Origin of the sequence: Streptomyces sp. NPDC012935, assembly GCF_042900345.1 — a bacterium.
Taxonomy (GTDB): Bacteria; Actinomycetota; Actinomycetes; order Streptomycetales; family Streptomycetaceae; genus Streptomyces.
The window spans coordinates 72,664-91,860 of the sequence record NZ_JBIBBC010000024.1 but is presented as its reverse complement, the minus strand read 5'-3'; the positions used below and the strand labels follow the sequence as shown (position 1 = coordinate 91,860).

16 protein-coding genes and 1 pseudogene are annotated in these 19,197 nt (G+C 70.7%); 13 read left to right on the top strand and 4 right to left on the bottom strand.

Annotated features, from left to right (window positions below):
• Positions 1-104 precede the first annotated feature (104 nt).
• The 4 genes and pseudogenes from ACFY5C_RS37340 to ACFY5C_RS37325 all read left to right on the top strand — a co-directional run bounded on the left by ACFY5C_RS37340 (position 105) and on the right by ACFY5C_RS37325 (position 2,574).
• On the top strand, positions 105-1,265 hold the full coding sequence (locus ACFY5C_RS37340; protein ID WP_389453503.1) for an ROK family protein: 1,161 nt from the start codon (positions 105-107) through the stop codon (positions 1,263-1,265).
• Positions 1,266-1,365: 100 nt separating this feature from the next.
• The gene (locus ACFY5C_RS37335) at positions 1,366-1,551 is read left to right on the top strand and encodes a hypothetical protein (protein ID WP_369275248.1); all 186 of its coding nucleotides are present in this window, start codon (positions 1,366-1,368) and stop codon (positions 1,549-1,551) included.
• A gap of 85 nt (positions 1,552-1,636) precedes the next feature.
• Positions 1,637-1,972, top strand: a pseudogene (locus ACFY5C_RS37330) (EamA family transporter); the annotation flags it as partial.
• Between the two features lie 203 nt (positions 1,973-2,175).
• Entirely contained in the window at positions 2,176-2,574 is a 399-nt protein-coding gene (locus tag ACFY5C_RS37325) for an EamA family transporter (RefSeq protein WP_389453500.1), read from the top strand.
• A gap of 8 nt (positions 2,575-2,582) precedes the next feature.
• Here ACFY5C_RS37325 and ACFY5C_RS37320 read toward each other — a convergent pair whose 3' ends face one another.
• The gene (locus ACFY5C_RS37320) at positions 2,583-3,938 is read right to left on the bottom strand and encodes a S1 family peptidase (RefSeq protein ID WP_389453497.1); all 1,356 of its coding nucleotides are present in this window, start codon (positions 3,936-3,938) and stop codon (positions 2,583-2,585) included.
• Between the two features lie 279 nt (positions 3,939-4,217).
• Here ACFY5C_RS37320 and ACFY5C_RS37315 point away from each other — a divergent pair, with 279 nt between their 5' ends.
• On the top strand, positions 4,218-5,393 hold the full coding sequence (locus ACFY5C_RS37315) for a MalY/PatB family protein (RefSeq protein WP_389453495.1): 1,176 nt from the start codon (positions 4,218-4,220) through the stop codon (positions 5,391-5,393).
• A 75-nt stretch (positions 5,394-5,468) separates the two neighbouring features.
• Complete coding sequence (locus tag ACFY5C_RS37310) at positions 5,469-5,861, top strand: PPOX class F420-dependent oxidoreductase (RefSeq protein ID WP_389453492.1); 393 nt, start codon at positions 5,469-5,471, stop codon at positions 5,859-5,861.
• Between the two features lie 307 nt (positions 5,862-6,168).
• Here the strand turns inward: ACFY5C_RS37310 and ACFY5C_RS37305 are convergent, their stop codons facing one another.
• From ACFY5C_RS37305 to ACFY5C_RS37295, 3 genes are all read right to left on the bottom strand, one after another.
• Complete coding sequence (locus ACFY5C_RS37305; RefSeq protein ID WP_389453490.1) at positions 6,169-8,949, bottom strand: alpha/beta hydrolase family protein; 2,781 nt, start codon at positions 8,947-8,949, stop codon at positions 6,169-6,171.
• A gap of 241 nt (positions 8,950-9,190) precedes the next feature.
• Positions 9,191-9,604, bottom strand: coding sequence for a Zn-ribbon domain-containing OB-fold protein (locus ACFY5C_RS37300; RefSeq protein ID WP_389453487.1), 414 nt, complete (start codon positions 9,602-9,604; stop codon positions 9,191-9,193).
• Between the two features lie 266 nt (positions 9,605-9,870).
• On the bottom strand, positions 9,871-10,548 hold the full coding sequence (locus ACFY5C_RS37295; protein ID WP_389453574.1) for a TetR family transcriptional regulator: 678 nt from the start codon (positions 10,546-10,548) through the stop codon (positions 9,871-9,873).
• Between the two features lie 339 nt (positions 10,549-10,887).
• Here ACFY5C_RS37295 and ACFY5C_RS37290 point away from each other — a divergent pair, with 339 nt between their 5' ends.
• From ACFY5C_RS37290 to ACFY5C_RS37260, 7 genes are all read left to right on the top strand, one after another.
• The gene (locus ACFY5C_RS37290) at positions 10,888-11,982 is read left to right on the top strand and encodes a substrate-binding domain-containing protein (RefSeq protein ID WP_389453484.1); all 1,095 of its coding nucleotides are present in this window, start codon (positions 10,888-10,890) and stop codon (positions 11,980-11,982) included.
• Between the two features lie 115 nt (positions 11,983-12,097).
• On the top strand, positions 12,098-13,456 hold the full coding sequence (locus ACFY5C_RS37285; RefSeq protein ID WP_389453481.1) for an ABC transporter substrate-binding protein: 1,359 nt from the start codon (positions 12,098-12,100) through the stop codon (positions 13,454-13,456).
• 333 nt (positions 13,457-13,789) lie between these two features.
• Positions 13,790-14,632: a carbohydrate ABC transporter permease gene (locus ACFY5C_RS37280; RefSeq protein WP_389453572.1), complete on the top strand. Its 843-nt coding sequence runs from the start codon at positions 13,790-13,792 to the stop codon at positions 14,630-14,632.
• On the top strand, positions 14,629-15,552 hold the full coding sequence (locus ACFY5C_RS37275; RefSeq protein ID WP_389453478.1) for a carbohydrate ABC transporter permease: 924 nt from the start codon (positions 14,629-14,631) through the stop codon (positions 15,550-15,552). Before ACFY5C_RS37280 ends, ACFY5C_RS37275 begins: the two co-directional genes overlap by 4 nt.
• Before the next feature lie 47 nt (positions 15,553-15,599).
• Positions 15,600-16,604, top strand: coding sequence for a hydroxyacid dehydrogenase (locus tag ACFY5C_RS37270; protein ID WP_389453475.1), 1,005 nt, complete (start codon positions 15,600-15,602; stop codon positions 16,602-16,604).
• A 127-nt stretch (positions 16,605-16,731) separates the two neighbouring features.
• A complete protein-coding gene (locus ACFY5C_RS37265) occupies positions 16,732-18,276 on the top strand; it encodes an HAD-IA family hydrolase (protein ID WP_389453472.1) in 1,545 nt (514 codons plus the stop codon).
• Between the two features lie 77 nt (positions 18,277-18,353).
• Positions 18,354-19,196, top strand: coding sequence for a hypothetical protein (locus ACFY5C_RS37260; protein ID WP_389453469.1), 843 nt, complete (start codon positions 18,354-18,356; stop codon positions 19,194-19,196).
• Position 19,197: the final 1 nt, after the last annotated feature.

The following is a 19,197-nucleotide window of genomic DNA, read 5'->3' as shown; positions in this document are numbered from 1 at the left end:
TTCTTCTGGCCGGGTGAACCGCTCTAGAATGGTCTTGTTGGTTTCGCAAGGAAAAAAACCAGGGAAAAAAGTCAGAGAAAAGATCATGTGGGAGCCTGACGACCATGACCCCAGTAGCCGCCAGCTGGCCCCCTCTGAGTCCCGGTGAGCGCTCGGTTGCGATCGAGGTGCTCGTCGGCGGGCCCCTGTCGCGCACCGAGCTCGCCCGGCGGCTCGACCTGTCCGCAGGCAGCCTGACCCGGCTCACCAAACCGCTGATCGAGTCGGGCCTTCTCGTCGAGGTGCCCGAGGCGGGCAGCCCGGCCGAGGTGCGTCAGGGGCGCCCGTCCCAGCCGCTGGACGTCGTCGCCGAATCCCTCTCCTTCCTCGGCTTCAAGATCACCGACGACATGGTCTACGGCGTCCTGACCACCCTCCGGAGCGAGATCGTCGCCCGCCACGACCGCCCCCTGGTCACCCGTGAACCGGCCGCGGTGGTGGAGCTGCTGGGGGAGATGACCGACGCGCTGGCCGGCGACCGTCCGCGGCTCGCCGGCATCGGCATCGGCGTAGGCGGCTTCGTCGAGGACCGGGCCGTGGTGGGGGAGTCACCGTTCCTGGACTGGCGAGGCGTGCCGCTCGCCGAACTGGTCGAGGAGCGCACGGGGCTGCCGGTCGTCGTGGAGAACGACGTCGCCGCCCTCGTCGAGGCGGAGACCTGGTTCGGCGCCGGCCGCGGTCTCGACCGCTTCGTCGTCCTCACCATCGGCGCCGGCATCGGCTACGGGCTGGTCCTCGGGGGCAAGCGGGTGCCCTACGCCGAGGAGGACCGCGGCTTCGGCCGCCACTGGATCGTGAACCCCCACGGCCCGCTGACCCCCGAAGGGGAGCGCGGCAGCGCCGTCTCCCTGCTGACCATCCCCAGCATCCGCTACCAGGTCCGGGCGGCCACCGGCCGCGACCGCACGTACGAGGAGATTCTGCAGAGCGCCGCGGCGGGCGAGGCGATGCCCGCCCGGGTCATCGAGGAGGCGGCCCGCGCCCTGGGCACCCTGGTCGCCCAGATCGCCAACTTCGTGCTGCCGCAGAAGATCCTTCTCGCGGGGGAGGGGGTGGGTCTCATGGAGGTCGCCGGCAAGACTGTGACGGACACCATCCGTGCCCAGCGGCATCCGCTGGCCGCGTCGATCGACCTCGAGACCAAGGTGTCCGACTTTCACGACTGGGCCCGTGGCGCCGCCGTTCTGGCGATCCAGGTGCTGGTGCTGGGGGCGACCGAGGCCTGAACTCCGCGCTCTGCGGGGACAGATGGACGTGATCAGCAACACTGTCTGGTATGTCCGTATTGCGCGTTCTTACTCACATGGCCTTCACCTCAGGCGCCGTATGCTTCACAGCATGTCCACCACTGTTGAAATCGCCTCCGATCGATCGGCTGACGAGGTCAACGAGGAGATCCGGGCGCTGTGGCGCCGGTCGGGCGGGACACTGAGCGTCGAGCAGCGCGAGGAGTACCAGCGCCTCGTCCTGGAGTGGGCCGCCGCGGCCCTGCAGCCGGTGAAGGCGGCCTGAACACTCGCCTCGGCGCAGGCCCCAGCATCCTCCTCGGCCCGTCTCGCCACGCATCGCAACGCCCCGCTCGGGCACCCCTGATCCAATGGGTGCCCTTCTCGCACTGACCTCGGCCGTCTGTCACGGCATCGTCGACTTCGCCGGCGGAATGCTCTCCCGGCGCGCACACTTCGCCGCCGTCACCCTGATCGGCCAGCTCGGCGGCCTGCTCCTCGCCACCACGGCCGCACTCCTCGTCTTTGCCGGTGACGTGAGTCTCACGGATCTGGGATGGGGCGCCCTGTCCGGCGTCGGCAGCGCGGCGGCGATGCACTTCCTCAACCGGGGCCTGAGCCGGGGCGCGATGAGCACCGTCGTTCCCGTGAGCGCCGTCACCTCCGTCGCATTGTCCGTGCTGTGCGGTGTGCTGCTGCTCGGCGACCGCCCCGGAGCGCTCGCCTGGACCGGCTTCCTCGTCACCGTGCCCGCGCTCTGGCTCGTCGCGGACGACCGCAGTGGCCCGCGGCGAGGAGGCCGCGACGAGCCGGCTGCAGAACCTGCCGGGGGAGTGACGCCCGGCGCCGCGGCGAGGAGCGCCCACCCGGACGGCAACGGGAACCGACCCGGACACCGGCCGCCAACGGTGTGGCCGACGGACTGCTCGCCAGTGCCGGCGTCGCCGTGCAGTACCTCGCACTCGGCCAGGCAGGGTCGTCGAGCGGGCTGTGGCCGGTCGCGGCGGGCCGGGCCGCCGCCGTACTGGTGCTGCCGCCGGTGGGATTCCGGCTCGGCCGTGAGCTGCGGTTGCCGAAGCGGAGGTTCGGCGAGGCGCTGCTGATGGGCGCGGGAGCGGCACTCGGCCTCATCCTCTACCTGCTCGCCGCGCAGCGGCAGTTGCCGGCCGTCGCCGTCGTCCTCGCCTCGCTCTACCCGGCGCTGCCCGTCGTCCTGGGGTTCATCCTCCTGCGCGAACCCCTCACCGTGCGGCGGGTGACCGGGCTGGCCGGCGCGGCGGTCGCGACCGTTGTGCTCACCCTCGGGTGACCGGATCGTCACCCCCAGGTCGCCGAGTAGTACCGCCGGTAGGCCTTGCGGTCCTGCTCGGCGCGGATGAAACGGGTCGCCACCAAAGCGACCAGGCTGCCCGCGACGACCAGCAGACCAGGGCCGACGTTCTTCGGGTCCGCGAGCCGGGACAGCAGCGTCACGGCGGCCTCGCCGGCAACCGGCGCCGACGAACCCGGCGACGCGTCACCGGGCGCGCCCGCGCCCTGCGACGGCGCGGGCGCAGCGCCCTGACCGGAGCCGTTCTGCGCCACGATGAGCTTCATGTCGAGCGCGGCCAGCGCCTTGCTCACGGGCTGGAAGAACGTCGTGCCGCCCGCGTTGCAGTCGCCGCTGCCACCCGATGTCACACCCAGCGCGACCCCCTCGGAGAACATCGGACCGCCGCTGTCCCCGGGTTCGGCGCACACGTTCGTCTCGATCAGCCCCGTGACGGTGCCCTCGGGGTAGTTGACCGTGGCGTTGAGCGCCGTCACCTCGCCGTCACGCAGCCCGCTCGTGCTGCCGCTGCGGAACACCTTCTGTCCGACGGCCGGATCGGCCGCGCCGGTGATCCGCACGCCCTTGCCCTCGCCGATGGACACGACGTCGGCCCCGGCGCCGGCGTCCCCGTTCGCGTACTGGACCAGCGAGAAGTCGCCGCCGGGGAAGCTCTGCTGGACCGTCTGCCCGATCTGCTGCCGGCCCCGGTTGTCGGCGAACCACACCGAACCGTTCGGCCCGCAGTGCCCGGCGGTGAGGATGAAGTCGCGCCGGCCGTCGGTGACATTGAAGCCGGCCGAACAGCGCCCGGCCGTCGACAGCAGCGGCAGCGCGCCGTTGAGGCGCGTGGTGAACGTGCCCTCGGTGCGCTCCATGCGGACGAAGCCGCCCATGTCCGCCGCGAGGTCCGTCATCCGGGACCAGTCGGACGCCGAGACGGTGCTGTCGCCGCGTACGACCACCTCGTTGGACCGGTAGTCCATCACCCACGCCGTCCCGGCCACCCGGGGCGCCGAACGCAGCGTCGACGTCGCCGACTTCATCTCGTCCATGCTGTGGCCGACCAGCTTCGCCCGGGCGCCGGCCCTGCGCACCTCGGCGGCGGCACCCTCGTCGGTGACCGCGACGACCGGCTTCCCGTCGGCACCGATCCAGCTGCCCGCCGTACGGGACGTGCCGAGCCGTGAGACGAGCTCACTGCCGGTGTCGCCGGCCGAGGCGGCATAGGTGCGCGGGACGGCTGAGGCGTCGGGTGGTTCGCTCGCCACGGCGCGTGTGACCATCGTTCCTCCGAGGAGGAGTCCGCCGACCGCCGCCAGCCGTGTCACTCGCCGGACGAGACGTCGTCGTGCGTGCCTCATGCGTGGCTCCCGAACCAGTACAGCGCGGCGTCAACGCCGCGGGGCCCTCCCGTGGTTGAGCACCCTCACTCCATACGTGGCCCGGTACGCGCGTGTTCACCCCGCGGGTGATCGTTCTTGCGCCGACGTCCCGACCAGCACCGCTCGGCCGCGCTCGGCCGGCCGCGTACGGCAATCCAGCCGCGCTACGGCAACACAGCCGACGCAGCACCGACCGTCACCGGCCACTGCCCGTCCTCATCGTTCCCGGCGCCCGCACATCCCCTTATCTTGTGCCTCATGACCAGGATCCCGCACGAAACGTCCGGTGAACCGAATCCGCTCCGCGCACTGACCCTCGACCGCCTCCGGCGTCGTACGAGCATGAAGTGGCGCGCCTACCCCGAGGACGTCCTTCCCCTGTGGGTGGCCGAGATGGACGTACCGCTGGCCGAACCCATCGTGCGTGCGCTCACCGACGTCCTCGCGCTCGGCGACACCGGATATCCCGCGGGCACCGGCTACGCCGAGGCGCTCGCCGGCTTCGCGCAGAAGCGGTGGGGCTGGGAGTTCGCCGTGGAGCGAACGGCGATCGTGCCCGACGTGATGCTCGGGGTGGTCGAAATGCTCAAACTGGTCACCGGACCGGGCGATCCGGTCGTGGTGAACTCACCCGTGTACCCGCCGTTCTACATGTTCGTCGAGCACATGGACCGCCAGGTGATCGAGGCCCCGCTCGGCGCCGACCTGCGCATCGACCTCGACACCCTCGAAGAGACGTTCCGGCGGGCCACCACGGGCGGCCGACGCGCCGCCTTCCTGCTGTGCAGCCCCCACAACCCGACCGGGACCGTGCACACCGCCGACGAACTGGCCGCCGTGGCCGCACTCGGCGACCGCCACGGCGTGCGCGTCGTCGCCGACGAGATCCACGCCCCGCTCACCGCGGGCGGCGTCGATTTCGTGCCGTATCTGAGCACCCCCGGCGCCGAGAACGGGCTGTCACTGATGTCGGCGTCGAAGGCGTGGAACCTGGCCGGCCTCAAGGCCGCCCTCGCCATCGCCGGACCCGAGGCCGCCGCCGACATGGCCCGGCTGCCCGAAGAGGTCAGCCACGGTCCCAGCCACCTCGGCATCATCGCCCACAGCGCCGCCCTGCGCGACGGCACCGACTGGCTCGACGCGCTGCTCGCGGGCCTCGACGACAACCGGCTCCTGCTCGCGGACCTCCTGGCCGAGCACCTCCCCGCGATCACCCACCGCCCGGGCGAGGCCACCTACCTCGCCTGGCTCGACTGCCGCGCCCTCGGCCTCGGCGACGACCCGGCGGACGTCTTCCTGCGGCGCGGCAGGGTCGCACTCAACTCCGGTATCCCCTTCGGCACCGGCGGAGCAGGTCACGTACGGCTGAACCTGGCGACATCACCCGAGCTGATCACGGAGGGCGTACGGCGCATGGCGGCGGCCCTTCGCTGAGCAGCACGGTGGGGGCGCCCCCGGTCGGCGTCCCCACCTGCGCCGCCCGCACCCTCGCTGCCTACACTTCCGACCATGGACGATACGTCGCTCGACACGCTCGGCGCGGGCCAGTACCTGCTCCTCACCAGCTACCGCAAGAACGGCACCGGCGTCGCCACGCCGGTCTGGGTGGTCCGCGACGGAGACGCCCTGGGCGTGTGGACGGTGGCCGACTCGTGGAAGGTCAAGCGCATCCGCGCCCGGCGCGACGTCCTCGTCGGCCCCTGCGACCTGCGCGGCAGACCGACCGGCGACCAGGTCCCCGCCACAGCCGAGATCTGCGACGAGGCCACCAGCGCCCGCTACCGCCGACTCATCGCCCGCAAGTACGGCATCACCGGCCGCCTCACCCTCTTCGGCAGCCGACTGCGCCGAGGCGTGAACGGCACAGTCGGCATCCGCCTGACACTGACGCCGGCCGGCTGACCGCCGGTGCTGGCCGCGCCCAGGGGGTAGCGCCGGCCTGTCGTGGGCCCGCCACACTTCGCCGCCGCGCCCGGCGCCGATGACCTCCTCGAGGACATAGCGACCGGCGAACTCCTCTCCGGAACGCACGGATCCCCCCTCACCTTCAAACCTACGGCGTGAGGGGGCAGTTACTCCGGGTATCCCGCGAGTCTCCGTGGAGCGCACTCATGTTGAGCGGCTGGGTCGCCGTAGACGCCCTCGCGGGCGGCCATGCGCAAGACCGCCCGCGAGATACGTCGCCCCAAAGGCATCAGATGCGCCTTTTTCAGGACGCGTCCACCACCGTGCCCTTCACCACCGGCGCACCGGGCACAGGTTCACCCTCGTCGTCGGACAACTGGAAGCGCACCGACTCGGCAGGCTCGGCCACCGTGTCCTTCACGGTCGGCACGGTCACCTCCGCACCAGTGGCGCCCGCGGGGACGAACACCCACAGACGGACATCGTCCACCTCCGACAGCGGGCGCTGCGGATCCGGTGCGGCGCCGGTTGTCTCCTGGAGCCACTCGGGATCGACGTCCTTGGTGGACAGCGCCGCACCGTCGGTGACCGGCACCACGGTGAACACGCCGCCCACCTCCACATCGGCTGCTGCGGACAGAGTCACCCGCCACTTCAACGGCTTCCCCTCGGTCACCCGGTCCGCGACCGGCTTCACCCCGATCGTGGGCAAGGGGTCGTCGTTCTCCGCGGTCACCCCGCCCAGGTGCGAACCGACCACGGCCGTGCGGACCGCCTTGACGAAGACGTTGTGCCGCAGGTCGTAGCCGTAGCGGGTGTTGCCCCGGATCTTCACCGGTACGTCGATGTCCTGTGCTCCTGGCCGCACCGTCACCAGCCGGTCCGTGGCCCTGCCCGTGACCGGGTCGGCGACGAACAGGCGTACCTGCCCGCTGCCGCGTCCCGACACCTGCACCGGAACTCGGTACGTCCGTTCGCCCGAGGTCCCTTCCTTGACGGTCAGCCGGCCGACGTCGACCCGGGGCAACGCAGCCTCCCGCACCTCCGGAGTGCCCGGCCGCCAACCCCAGGCGTCCATCAGCCAGGCCCGCCCGGACCTCGTACGCGGCGTCAGCTCCATGGACTTGACGTGCCGCAGGTCGAGCGCCGCCGCGTCATCGGCGCCGATCGGCACCCGCACCTCGCGCGCCCAGTACGACGCCGTCCGGTCCGACCCCGGCAGGCCGTCGACCTTTACGCGGCCGAGGGTCCGGTGCCGGCCGGCGCTGTCGGTGACCGAGACGTCCAGTTGCGTACCGGTGGTGTTCGGCGGCACGATCACGCGCAGCGCCAACGCCTTGGCGCCCGTCAGGGACAGCGGCCGCTCGGGACGTATCCGTACGGCCGACCCCGCCGCGGTCCAGCGCAGCGCGACCGCGCGGCGGCCGGGCTCGCGGTCGGTCTCCCACCGCGCGAAGTGCGGGGAGCCTCCGGCCGTCTCCGACGACAGGCACGCGGTGGCCGTGGCGGGATGCACCGCCGAGCACAGCCGGCCGCCTCCTGAGCTCACCGTGACCCTGCCGTCCGGCAGGAACCCCGCGCCGCGCCGCGCACCCACCGCATGGGTGAGAACGTGCGCGGGCCCGGCGGAGGGCGCACGGCGGCCCGAGCCGTCGAGCAGCGGGCGGACCCGGTCGTCCTCGGCGACGAACAGCCGTGCAGCCGCGGCGATGTAGGTGGCGCCCGCCTTGTGCTGCTGGTCGGCGGTCAGCCGGGTGCGGGCACCGGGGGAGCAGACGGGGTCGGGCTGCTCCTCGTCGTTCCAGAAGTCGTCGTCGGCAGGCGCCTCGGCCCGGCCCGGCGTCCACTCGCTGTTGAAGTAGTTGTGGTTGGCGCCGACCATGTACACCGCGCTGTGCAGCGCGGTTCCGCGGCTGACCCGGCGGGTGCCGTCGACGTACACCTCGCCCTGCAGATCGGAGACATCCCCGTCACAGCCCGGCAGGATCGTCATCGACGGTACGTCCGGGACCGGGTTCTGGCCGAAGATCGTCGGGCCGATGAGCACAGTGCCGCGGATGTGCCAGCGCACCGGGCCGCGGTAGCCGTCCTGCTTCGCGGGCGGCGGATAGAGGCTGTCCATCGCTGCCCGGTTGACGCCCTCGCCGCCCCGCGAGTGCCCGACGAGCAGCACACGGGTCAGCTCGGCCCTGGGCATCTGCCGTACGGCCGCGGGGGCCGTGGCCGGGTGGGCGGACCAGTCGACCCAGCGGGCGAGATGCTGCCGTACGAGCGAGGAACGGGCCTGCGCGCCGCCGTCCTCGGCGCGCCAGTCCTGGCCGTTGATGCCGTTGGCGGAGATCGACACGGTCACATAGCCCTGGGAGGCCAGCAGCTGCTGGTCGCGCAGATAGCCCCGGTGGCTCGGCACCGGATCGGCGCCGGCCGCACAAGGCCAGTCGCCGCTGATCTCACCCTGCGGTGTGAAGCAGGTGGAGTGGCGGCCGTGGAGGAACAGGGCGAGTGGGCGCCGGCCGTCGGCACCCTTGGGCGCCACCACCACGGCCCGCATCTCGACCGGCTCGGCGTATCCGGGCAGCCGTACCGGGTCGAGGTCGTACTCGCCCGTGACGGTCCGGTACGCGCCCGGTTTGCCGGGGTCGACCTGGTTCACCGGCAGCCGCGGCGGCACAGTCACCGCCGAGCGAGAGTTGCCGGCGGTCGGGCCGGGCGCGTCCAACCGGCGTCCGGCGGCCCGTACTTCGAGGTCCTGCACGGAGTCCAGCCGGACCCCGTCAAGGCCGAGCCGGAACGTACGCCCGTCCTTCGCCGGCGCCGGACGGCCGAGCAGCCGGTCACCGGCGTAGAACTCGACGCGGGCGTCGCCCATCGGCACCCGCTCGTCGGACCGCCACACCAGCTTGCGCGCGGACCCGTCACCGGTGATGCTCCAGTCGTCCGGCAGGCCCCCACCACCGTCGGCGTCGGTGGAGTTCGCCGACGGCCTTGCCTCGGATGCCGGTTGAGCCTGAGCCCACCCCGGCGACGCCCCCACCACCGCGAGCACCGCTAAGACGGTGACCCATATTCGCCGGGCACGAATCACGTGCCCCTCCTTCCGTTCGCACCGGGACGCCCCCGGGCCCTTCACCTGGGAAGGACGGAAGGTGGTACTTGTGCGTTGCCTGTGGCGGGAACGAAGAGTGGTTGCTCTCGGGGCGAACTGGGTTGGTCACAGCCGGAGATGACCGCGAGAACGAGGGGACGCGCGCGCGACGGCGGAGGGGAGGAGAAGAACCGTCGGCGGCCGCCTGGCCGGGACCGGTGTGCAGGAGCCGGCAGGCGGGTCAGGTCCAGGCGCGGTAGGGCTCGTCGATCAGCTGGAACACCGGCTCGCTGCGGACCGGGTCCTTCGCCGTGGACAGCCGGACCCGGTCCCCGCTGTGAATGCCGATCGGCGGGCCGATGACCCGGCCACGCACGACGAACCCCTCTGCCATCTCTATGAGGGACACATTGCGCGCCGCGGGGGTATTGCGGTGGACCACCGTGGAGTGCCGGACGGTCCCCACCCCTTCACTGCGCTCGGTCCGCAGGTCACTGCCCTGGCAGACCGGACACAACAGCCGGTGGTACATGGCGGTACCGCACCAGGTGCAGCGCTGGAAGACGATGGCGTCCCTGTCCGGGGCCGCGGGGTCGAGTACGCCGGCCCCGGAACCGGCGGTCTGGCGAGCAACGCTTCCTGAGTGGTGGTACACGCTGTCAACTCCCTGCGCTCGGCCGGAATCCCGCGTGCGCGGGTCACCCGAGCACGCACGTGCCCGGTTCACCGTGCCACCGTGCACGGCCTCAGCGTATGGCACTGAGTGCCACTCGTAAAGGCACTGCGTACCCTGAATTATGTGACGGGGTCGAGCGCGGGAATCATGTGACCGGGCCTAGCCGTGGTTGATGTGCCCAGGTCGAGCTGTGCTTCACGTGTCCAGTTCGAGCTGTGCTTCACGTGTCCAGTTCGAGCTGTGGTTCATGTGCCCGTGCCGAGGGCCGTCTCGATCTCCTGAACGACCCGCCACAGCGGCGCACCACGCCGGGACACCACGACCACGACGTCCTCGGCCGGTTCGTCGCCGTCCGGGCGCGGGACGGGGCCGGTGGCGAAGGCCGACTGCACATATCCCAGGGCGTGGTCCACCTCGGCGCTCGCGTCGCCCTGGCCGTCGGAGCGCAGCCAGGACCGCAGTGCGTTGTTGTGGGCCGCGACCACCGCGGCGGCGATCACGTCCGCCTGGAGCCACCCGTCGCGCCGGCCCGCGAAGCGCTCGCGCAGGTACTCGGCCAGCTGCCGCTCGTAACGCCACACGACGGACAGCTCGTACGCCCGCAGCCCAGGCACCCGTTTGGTGAGCCGGTAGCGCTGCACCGAGAAGGTGGGGTTCTCCGCATACATGCGCAGTACGAGCCGGGCCGCGTCGCACACCCGGCGCACCGGCTCGTGCTCCTCGCCGCTCGCCGCGAGGAAGGCCGTCATGTCGGCCAGGCACCGTTCGTGGTCGGGGAAGACCACGTCCTCCTTGGACGGGAAGTATCGGAAGAACGACCGTCGACCGACGCCCGCGAGCGTCACGATGTCGTCGACGGTCGTCTGCTCGTAGCCCCGCTCCAGGAACAGGTGGAAAGCCGCCGCGACGAGGGCATCGCGCATGGGGGGCTTGGCGGCCGCGGCCTCCGCCTTCTCGCCCTTTTCCGCCCTCTCGGCCTTCTCGCCGCGGCCGGATGCCGCACTGCTGGAGCTCATGGACGGGAACGTAGCACCTGAGCTGGATGGATGGCACTCAGTGCAGTGGAGTGGGGGAACTGAGTGCTACTTCCGCGCACCGCCGTTGATGAGGTCCGGGCAGCTGTCCAACCAGGCGCAATCTCGTAGGCTGATCGTATTGATCGGAAACGATCGATACGATTGTGGGCGTAGAGTGAGCGCCCTCGGGATCACGCTCCGCGTGGCCCGCGGGATCGTTCGACCGGCCTCGCCCCAGGGGGAACCATGCGACTGCACGTCGACCAGCGCCACGAGCGGGTGCTCGAACTCGTCCGGGAGCGGGGCAGCCTCCGCGTCGCCGAACTCGCCACGGAACTCGGTGTCTCCGCCGTCACCCTGCGGCGCGACGTCGAAGCGCTCGCGGCGCAGGGCCGGGTGCAGCGGCTGCACGGCGCGGTCGTGTGGCCGGGGGACCCGGCCACCGAGGCGCGCGAACGGTCCTCGGGCGCCGAGGGCGCGGTGATCGGAATGATCGTCCCCACCACGAACTACATCTTCGCCGACATCGTGCGCGGCGCCCGGGAAGCGGTCGCGGCCCACGGCGGCAGGCTCGTGCTCGGGGTGTCCGGCTACGTGGACACCGAGGACTCGGTGCAGGCCGACCACCTGCTCTCGGGCGGCGCGGAGGGACTGCTCGTCGCGCCCAGCTGGTTCGGCGGCGTGCCCGAGAACGGTCAGGAGAAGTGGCTGCTGGAGCACGACGTTCCCGCCGTCCTGGTCGAACGCCTGGCTCCGCCCGGAAACCCCGCCGCGGTGCTCGACCGGGTGCGCACCGACCGGGCCCACGGCGCGGCGGTCGCCGTCGGTCACTTCGCGAGCCTCGGACACCGCAGGATCACCGCGGTGCTCCAGGAGGGCCCGCACGCCAACCAGATCACCGCCGGCTACCAGGCGGCCGTGCAGGCCCTGGGGCTCGACGTGGACACGGGCGCCGCCCCGACCGTGCGCGAACACGGGGACTACGAAGCCAGCGTCGACTATCTCGTCGAAGCGGTGAAGAAGCGTCGCGTCACCGCCGCGCTGGTGCACAGCGACGAGGACGCGATCGTGCTGGTGCCACGGCTCCAGGCATGCGGCATCCGGGTCCCCGACGACCTGGCGCTGATCGCGTACGAGGACGAGGTCGCCGGTCTGTCCGACGTGCCGTTGACCGCGGTCGCGCCACCCACGCGCTCCGTGGGGGAGCTGGCCGCAAAGCTGCTGCTGGAGCGCCTCGCCGAGCGCCGGAGCGGGCAGCGGCCGGGGCCGCGTCAACACCTGGACCTGCTCCCGGAGTTGAGGGTCCGCTCATCCTGCGGCGGCGAATCGATCGCCGAATGAGCGAAAGGCGATCGTTTTGATTGTTTCGCGCGAACGCTCTTGACTCTGATCGTGTGTGCGCAAAAGATGTCCTGCGACCGCCTCTGCCCGTACGAGGTCTCGTAGGAGACGTGCCATGACGCGCACTTCACGTTCGTCCCGCACCACACTTTCGTCCCGCATCACACGTTCATTCCGTACGACCGCCGCTCTCGCCGCCGTCACCGCGCTCGGCCTGCTCGCCACCGCCTGCGGCGGCAGCGACGACGGCGACGGGGGCTCGACCGGAACCGACGCGGGCGGAAAGCCCGTCACGCTCACCTACTGGACCTGGACACTCGGGGCCAAGTCGACCGTGGAGGCGTTCAGCAGAACGCACAAGGACATCAAGGTCGAGCTCACCGAGATACCGAGCGGCACCGAGGGCTACAGCAAGCTCGTCAACTCGGTGAAGGCCGGCAATGCACCCGATGTGGCCACGGTCGAGTACCAGATGGTCCCCGAGTTCGCCAGCCAGGGCAATCTGATCGATTTGACCGAATACGCCGGTGAAACGGTCAAGACGAAGTTCCCGAAACCCATCCAGGACCTGGTGACCTTCGGCGGCAAGACCTGGACCGTGCCGTACGACGCCGCGCCGCAGCTCTACTACTACCGCACCGACCTGTTCAAGAAGTACGGCATCGAAGTCCCCAAGACCTGGGACGAGTTCAGGACGGCCGCCGAGAAGGTCAAGAAGCAGGACAAGAACGTACGGCTCGCCTCCATGCCGAAGAGCGACCCCGCGCTGCTGGCCGCACTGGCCTGGCAGGCGGGCGGGAAGTGGTTCACCACCCAGGGCGACGCCTGGAAGCCCGCCGTCGACGACACGGGGAGCAACAAGGTCGCCTCCTACTGGGACGGCTTGATCAAGGACGACCTCGTGCAGTCGTTCACCGCCTACAGCCCCGAGGAGACCAAGGCCCGCACCTCCGGCAAGACCCTCTCCTTCCTCGGCGCCTCCTGGTCCGCGGGCGGCATGCAGACCGCCATGCCCGACCAGAAGGGCAAGTGGGCCGCAGCGCCCATGCCCAACTGGGGCACCGCCGCCAGCGGCAACTACGGCGGCACCTCCTACGGCGTCCTCAAGGGCAGTGAGCACGCCGACGCCGCCGCCGAGTTCATCACCTGGCTCACCACGAACAAGGCCGGCGTGGAGGCCAGGCTCGCCGACCTCGACTCACCCAGCAGCGCCCTGCCGGCCAACCCCGAGATGCGCGACGTGGCGGCCGCCAGGTTCGACACCGCGTACCTGAACGGCCAGAACCTCTACGCCCTCGCGTCCCAGCAGGTCGACACCATCGTCCCCGGCTGGACCTGGGGGCCGAACCAGATGGACGTCTACACGGCCATCCAGGACGAGACCGCCAAGTCGGGCTTCGCACAGGGCATCGAGGCGGGGCAGCAGAAGGCGGAGACGGGCATCGCCGAACGGGGACTGAAGCTCGCGCAGTAGTGGTGCGGGGTGGCGGCGGCGGAAGGGTTCGACGGCGCGGTCCGGGGTGCCTCGCCGTCCAGGGAACAACGGCCTGCCGACAACCGCCCCTCCAGCCCCCAGCCCCGCCCCCTTCAGCCCCGCCCCCTGCCCCTGCACCACCCGCCTCAGCCGCGCCCCACCCACCAAGGAGCCGCAGTGGCCCCACCCCCAGCCCGCCCCACCAGCCGGCCGGCGCAGAGCCGCCGCATCTCGTCCCACCTTCTTGCCCAGCTGCCGCCCCAGCCGCCGAGCGCCTCGCTTCTCCTGCGCAGCCAACGGCGTACGGCCGCCCTGCTCATCACGCCGTTCTTCATGCTGTTCGCCGTGGTCATGGTGGCGCCCATCGGCTACGCCGTGTGGATGAGCCTGTTCCAGGAGCGTTCCTCAGGGCTCGGATTCGGTGGCACCGAGCGGGTGTTCGCCGGCTTCGGCAACTACACGAAGGCGCTGGCCGACACCGGCTTTCGCGCATCCTTCGCGCACATCGCGCTCTACTGCGCCCTCTACATCCCGGTGATGATCGGCGGCTCCCTCGCCCTGGCCCTCCTGGTCGACTCGGCCCTCGCCCGCGCCAAGCGTTTCTTTCAACTCGCCCTGTTCCTGCCGCACGCGATCCCCGGACTGATCGCATCGATCATCTGGATCTATCTGTACACGCCGGGCCTGAGCCCGGTGCTCGAATGGATCGGCGCGTTCGGCGGCTCCTGGGACTTCTACGCCAACGATCATGTGCTGGCGTCGCTGGTCAACCTGAGCGTCTGGCAGTGGATGGGCTACAACATGGTCATCTTCTACGCCGCCCTGCAAGCCGTGCCGCGCGAAGTGATCGAAGCGGCCGTAGTGGACGGAGCCGGCGCACTGCGCACCGCGCTGCAGATCAAGGTGCCGATGATCGCATCAGCGGTCGTCATGACCGTTCTGTTCACCTGTGTCGGAGCAATCCAGATCTTCACCGAGCCGAAGCTCCTCAACCAGCGCGGAGCGCCCTCGATCGACACCGAGTGGTCCCCGACCCTGTTCATCTGGAAGGCCGGATTCGTGCAGCACGACTACGGCCTGGCCGCCGCCGCGTCCTTGCTGCTGGCCGCCCTCGGCGTCGTCCTCTCCTACCTCGTCACCCGGATCGGCAACCGGTGGAAGGCGACCACGTCATGAGCGTCCTCACCCGCAACACCGCACCCACTGCCGAGCCCTCCGCCGCTCCCCGGTCCACCGCGGCCACCCGCCGGCGCAACACCCCGAACACCCTGCTGTCCAAGGGCGTCGTCAACGGCATGCTGATCGTCGCCGCCGGCTACACCCTCCTGCCCGTCACCTGGCTGCTCTTCGCCGCCACCAAGAACCACCGCGACCTCTTCGCCACATCCGGGTTCACCTTCGGTGACTTCAACCTCCTCACCAACCTGCACCACGTGCTCACCTTCAACGACGGCATCTACCTGCGCTGGTTCGGCAACAGCGTCCTCTACTCAGTCGTCGGCTCGGCAGCCTCCACGCTCATCTGCGTCGCCACCGGCTACGCCTTCGACAAGTACGACTTCCGAGGCAAGGAGAAGCTGTTCGGACTGGTCCTCGGTGGCGTCCTCGTCCCCACCACCGTCATCCAGCTGCCGATGTACCTGCTCGCAACCAAGGCCGGCGTCGTCAACACCTACTGGGCGCTGCTGCTGCCCGCCCTGGTCAACCCGTTCGGCGTCTACCTCGCCCGCGTCTTCTCCGAGGGCTACGTGCCGAACGAGGTCCTGGAAGCGGCCCGCGTCGACGGCGCCGGCGAACTGCGCACCTTCGCGCGCATCGCCCTGCCCATGCTGGCACCCGGCTTCATGACGATCTTCCTGTTCTCGTTCACCGCCAGCTGGAACAACTTCTTCGGCGCCCTGGTCATGCTCAACGACGAGCAGCTCTACCCGGTCAACCTGGGCCTGTTCATGTGGAACAGCGTCACCCAGCAACAGCCCGAGTTCTACTCGCTCGTCATCACGGGCTCGCTCGTCGCGGTCGTCCCGCTGATCGCCGCCTTCGTCTGCCTGCAGCGCTTCTGGCGTTCCGGCCTGACCGCCGGCGCGGTGAAGTGACGACGCCCTCCGCCACGCCCGCTCCGGAAGGAACCCTCCTGAACAGCATGCGCCGACCTCACACCGTGCTGGCCATGGGAGCCGGCATCCACACCCAACTCCTCGCCGACAACGCCCTGGACCGCCTCGAATCCGTCGCCCGCGTCGACACCACGGCCATCGTCACCGACTTCACCACGGCTGATCCCCGCCAACTCGCCCGCACCGAAGTGCTCTTCACTCACTGGGGCGCCCCCTCGCTCACCGAGGACGCGCTGCGCCGCATGCCCCGACTGCGCGCGGTCGTCCACGCGGCGGGCTCCGTCAAACACCACATCACCGACACCGTCTGGCGCCATGGCATCGCCGTCTCCTCGGCCGCCGCCGCGAACGCCGTGCCCGTCGCCGAATTCACCCTCGCCGCCATCCTGTTCGCGGGCAAACGCGTCCTCGACGCCTCCCGCGCCTACGCCGCCGCCCGGACCCAGCCCGACCTGTTGTCGTACTACACCGGCTACGGCAACTACCGCCGCACCGTCGGCATCGTCGGCGCCTCCCGTATCGGCCGCCGGGTCCTCGACCTGCTGCGCCCGTTCGACCTCGACGTCCTCCTCCACGACCCGTACTTGGACCCGAAGGAGGCGCACGCCCTCGGCGCGGCGCAGGTCAGCCTCGACGAACTCGTCCGGCGCAGCGACGTGGTCTCCGTCCACGCACCCCAACTGCCCGAGACACAGCACATGTTCGACGCCCGACGCATCGCCCTGATGAAGGACGGCGCCACTCTCATCAACACCGCCCGCGGCCGGCTCGTCGACACCGACGCCCTCACCGCCCACCTGGTCACCGGCCGCATCCACGCCGTCCTCGACGTCACCGAACCCGACGTACTGCCTGCGGACTCGCCGCTGTACTCGTTGCCCAACGTGCTGCTGACCCCGCACATCGCGGGGTCCCTCGGCAACGAACTCGGCCGGATGACCGACTGGGCCGTCGAGGAGGTCGCGCGGTACGCACAGGGTCTGCCCTTCGCGCACGCGGTCGTGCCGGACGAGCTGACCCGCTCCGCTTGAACGGTTTATCGAAGCCGACCGAGCCCGACCGATCCGGTAAGCCAACAAAGTCCACAAAGCTCGCAAATCCCACCAAGCCCACCAAGCCCGTCGGCCCGTCAACCACCAGTCAGGGAAAGGACCTTCCGTGCACGACGCCGCGCACCGCGTCCTCGTCGTCGGCATCGACGGCGTACGCCTGGACACACTGAACCGTCTTCCCACCCCGCACCTCGACGCCCTGGCAGCGGAAGGCTTTCTCGCCCCGATCGAGGTGGACGCCGACACGCCCACCATGTCCGGCCCCTGCTGGGCGACCGTCGTCACCGGCGTCACGGTCGCCAAACACGGCGTGTGGAGCAATGACTTCACCGGCAACCGCCTCGACGTCTTCCCCGACTTCGCCACCCGTCTCGCCGTCCAGGACGGCCGCCGCACCTTCGTCGCCGCCGGCTGGCAGCCCCTGTTGCAGGCACACCACGGAGGCCCCCTCTACCGCGCCCCGTCCAGAAGCGCGTACATCTCTCCCACGGCCGACACGCCCGAAGCCTGGGAACACTGCGACGAGCAGATCACCGAGACGGCGGTACGCGTGCTGGCCGATGCCGATGCCGATGCCGATGCCGATGCCGGTGCCGAAGCCGAAGCGGGAGCCGTAGCCGTGGCGGGAGCCGAAGTCGCCGACGACGTCGTGGCGTCGTTCGTCTACCTCGGCGCACCCGACGAGACCGCACACTTCCTGGGCTGCGGCGAGGCGTACGAGGCCTCGATCCGCCGCGCCGACGCCCGCCTCGGCCGACTGCTCGCCGCCGTACGCTCCCGGCCGTCGTACGCCGACGAACAGTGGACGTTTCTCGTCGTGACCGACCACGGCCATGTCGACGCCGGCGGCCATGGCGGCCGTACGTCCGAGGAGCGCACGGCATGGCTGGTCGCCGCCGGCCCGGGGATCGGCCCGGCGCCGCGTCCGCTACGGCATGCCGATGTCGCGGCCCAGGTGTTCGCCGCGCTCGGCCGGCACCCCGACCGGCACTGGACCCTCGACGGCCGACCCTTTGCCGCCGCGCCACACGCCGTGATCCTCGACATGGACGGCACACTCGTCGACACCGAGTCGCTGTGGCTGCGCACGGTGCGCGAGGCCGTGCCCCGGATCGGCACCGACGACCTTTTCGACGTCCTGGGCCGTTCGGCCGCCGAGGCCGCCGCCCGCCTCCTGCCCCTGACCTGCGGCGACGACCCGCAGCCGCTCGCCGCGGACCTGGAGGACCGCTTCCTGACGGCCGTCCGGCGCGAAGCCGCCCCGCTCCCCGGGGCCCTCGCACTGCTTGATCTGCTCCAGGAGTCGGGCATCCCGACGGCGCTCGTCTCGGCGTCGTCGCGGCCGGTCATGGACGCGGTACTGAAGACGCTGGGCGCCGACAGATTCGGTACCACGGTCGCCGAGGGCGAGACACCGCGCGGCAAGCCCGCCGCCGACCCCTACCTCGCCGCCGCCCGGGCCCTGTGGGTGGACCCCGCGGCCTGTCTGGCCGTCGAGGACTCGCCCACGGGCGTCGCCGCGGCCGAGGCGGCGGGTTGCCGGGTGCTCGCCGTGCCGTCGTACGCGCCCATCGGCGCCGGTCCTCGGCGCACCGTGCGGCGGGGCCTCGAGGGAATCGGGAGGGAGGAACTGTGGGCAGCAGGGCTGTGATCCGGACCGGCCCGACGTTTGTTCGGTGACGGCCGGTCCGCTTACGATCGGCTGCCGCCGCAGCCGAGGAGCACCGCATGTCACCCGCCCGACCCCGCCTCCTGTACGTCACCGACCTGGCCTACCAGGCACGCGGGCGGCGCTACTGCGACGAGGACATCTTCCTCACCTCACGGCTGCGCGAGGACTTCGACCTCGCCCTGTGCCACCCCCGGGACGCGGCCGCGCTCATGGATGCGTTCGACGCGGTCGTCGTCCGCAACAGCGGTCCGGTACTGGGCCACCAGGACGCGTACGACGAGTTCCGCCGGCGTGCTGTCGCCGAGGGGACGCGGGTCTACAACCCGCTGTCGGGCAAGGCGGACATGGCGGGCAAGCAGTACCTGCTCGATCTGACGGCCGCCGGGTACCCGGTCATCCCGACCGTGGACCGCCGCGAGGACCTGCACCTGCTGCCCGAGTCCGATCGGTATGTCGTCAAGCCCAAGCTCGGTGCCGACTCGATCGGGCTGAGGATCGTTTCGGACCCGGTCACTGCGGGTGCGGGTGAGGAGGCCGGCGGGACCGTTCTGATCCAGCCGTGCGTCGACTTCGCCTACGAGGTCTCCTTCTACTTCGTCGACCACGACTTCCAGTACGCCCTGTACGCGCCGCACACCGACCGGCGCTGGCAGTTGGAGCCGTACGAACCCACCGACGGCGACCTGGAGTTCGCCCGGCGCTTCATCGAGTGGAACGGCATCGGCCACGGCATCCAGCGCGTCGACGCCTGCCGTGCGCCGGGCGGCGAACTGCTGCTGGTCGAGCTGGAGGACCTCAACCCCTATCTGTCCCTGGACGCTCTGGACGACAGGCGCAGGGACGCCTTCGTCGTCGCATTGAAGGCGTCCCTGCACCGTTTCCTCGCCGCGGAGGGCTGAC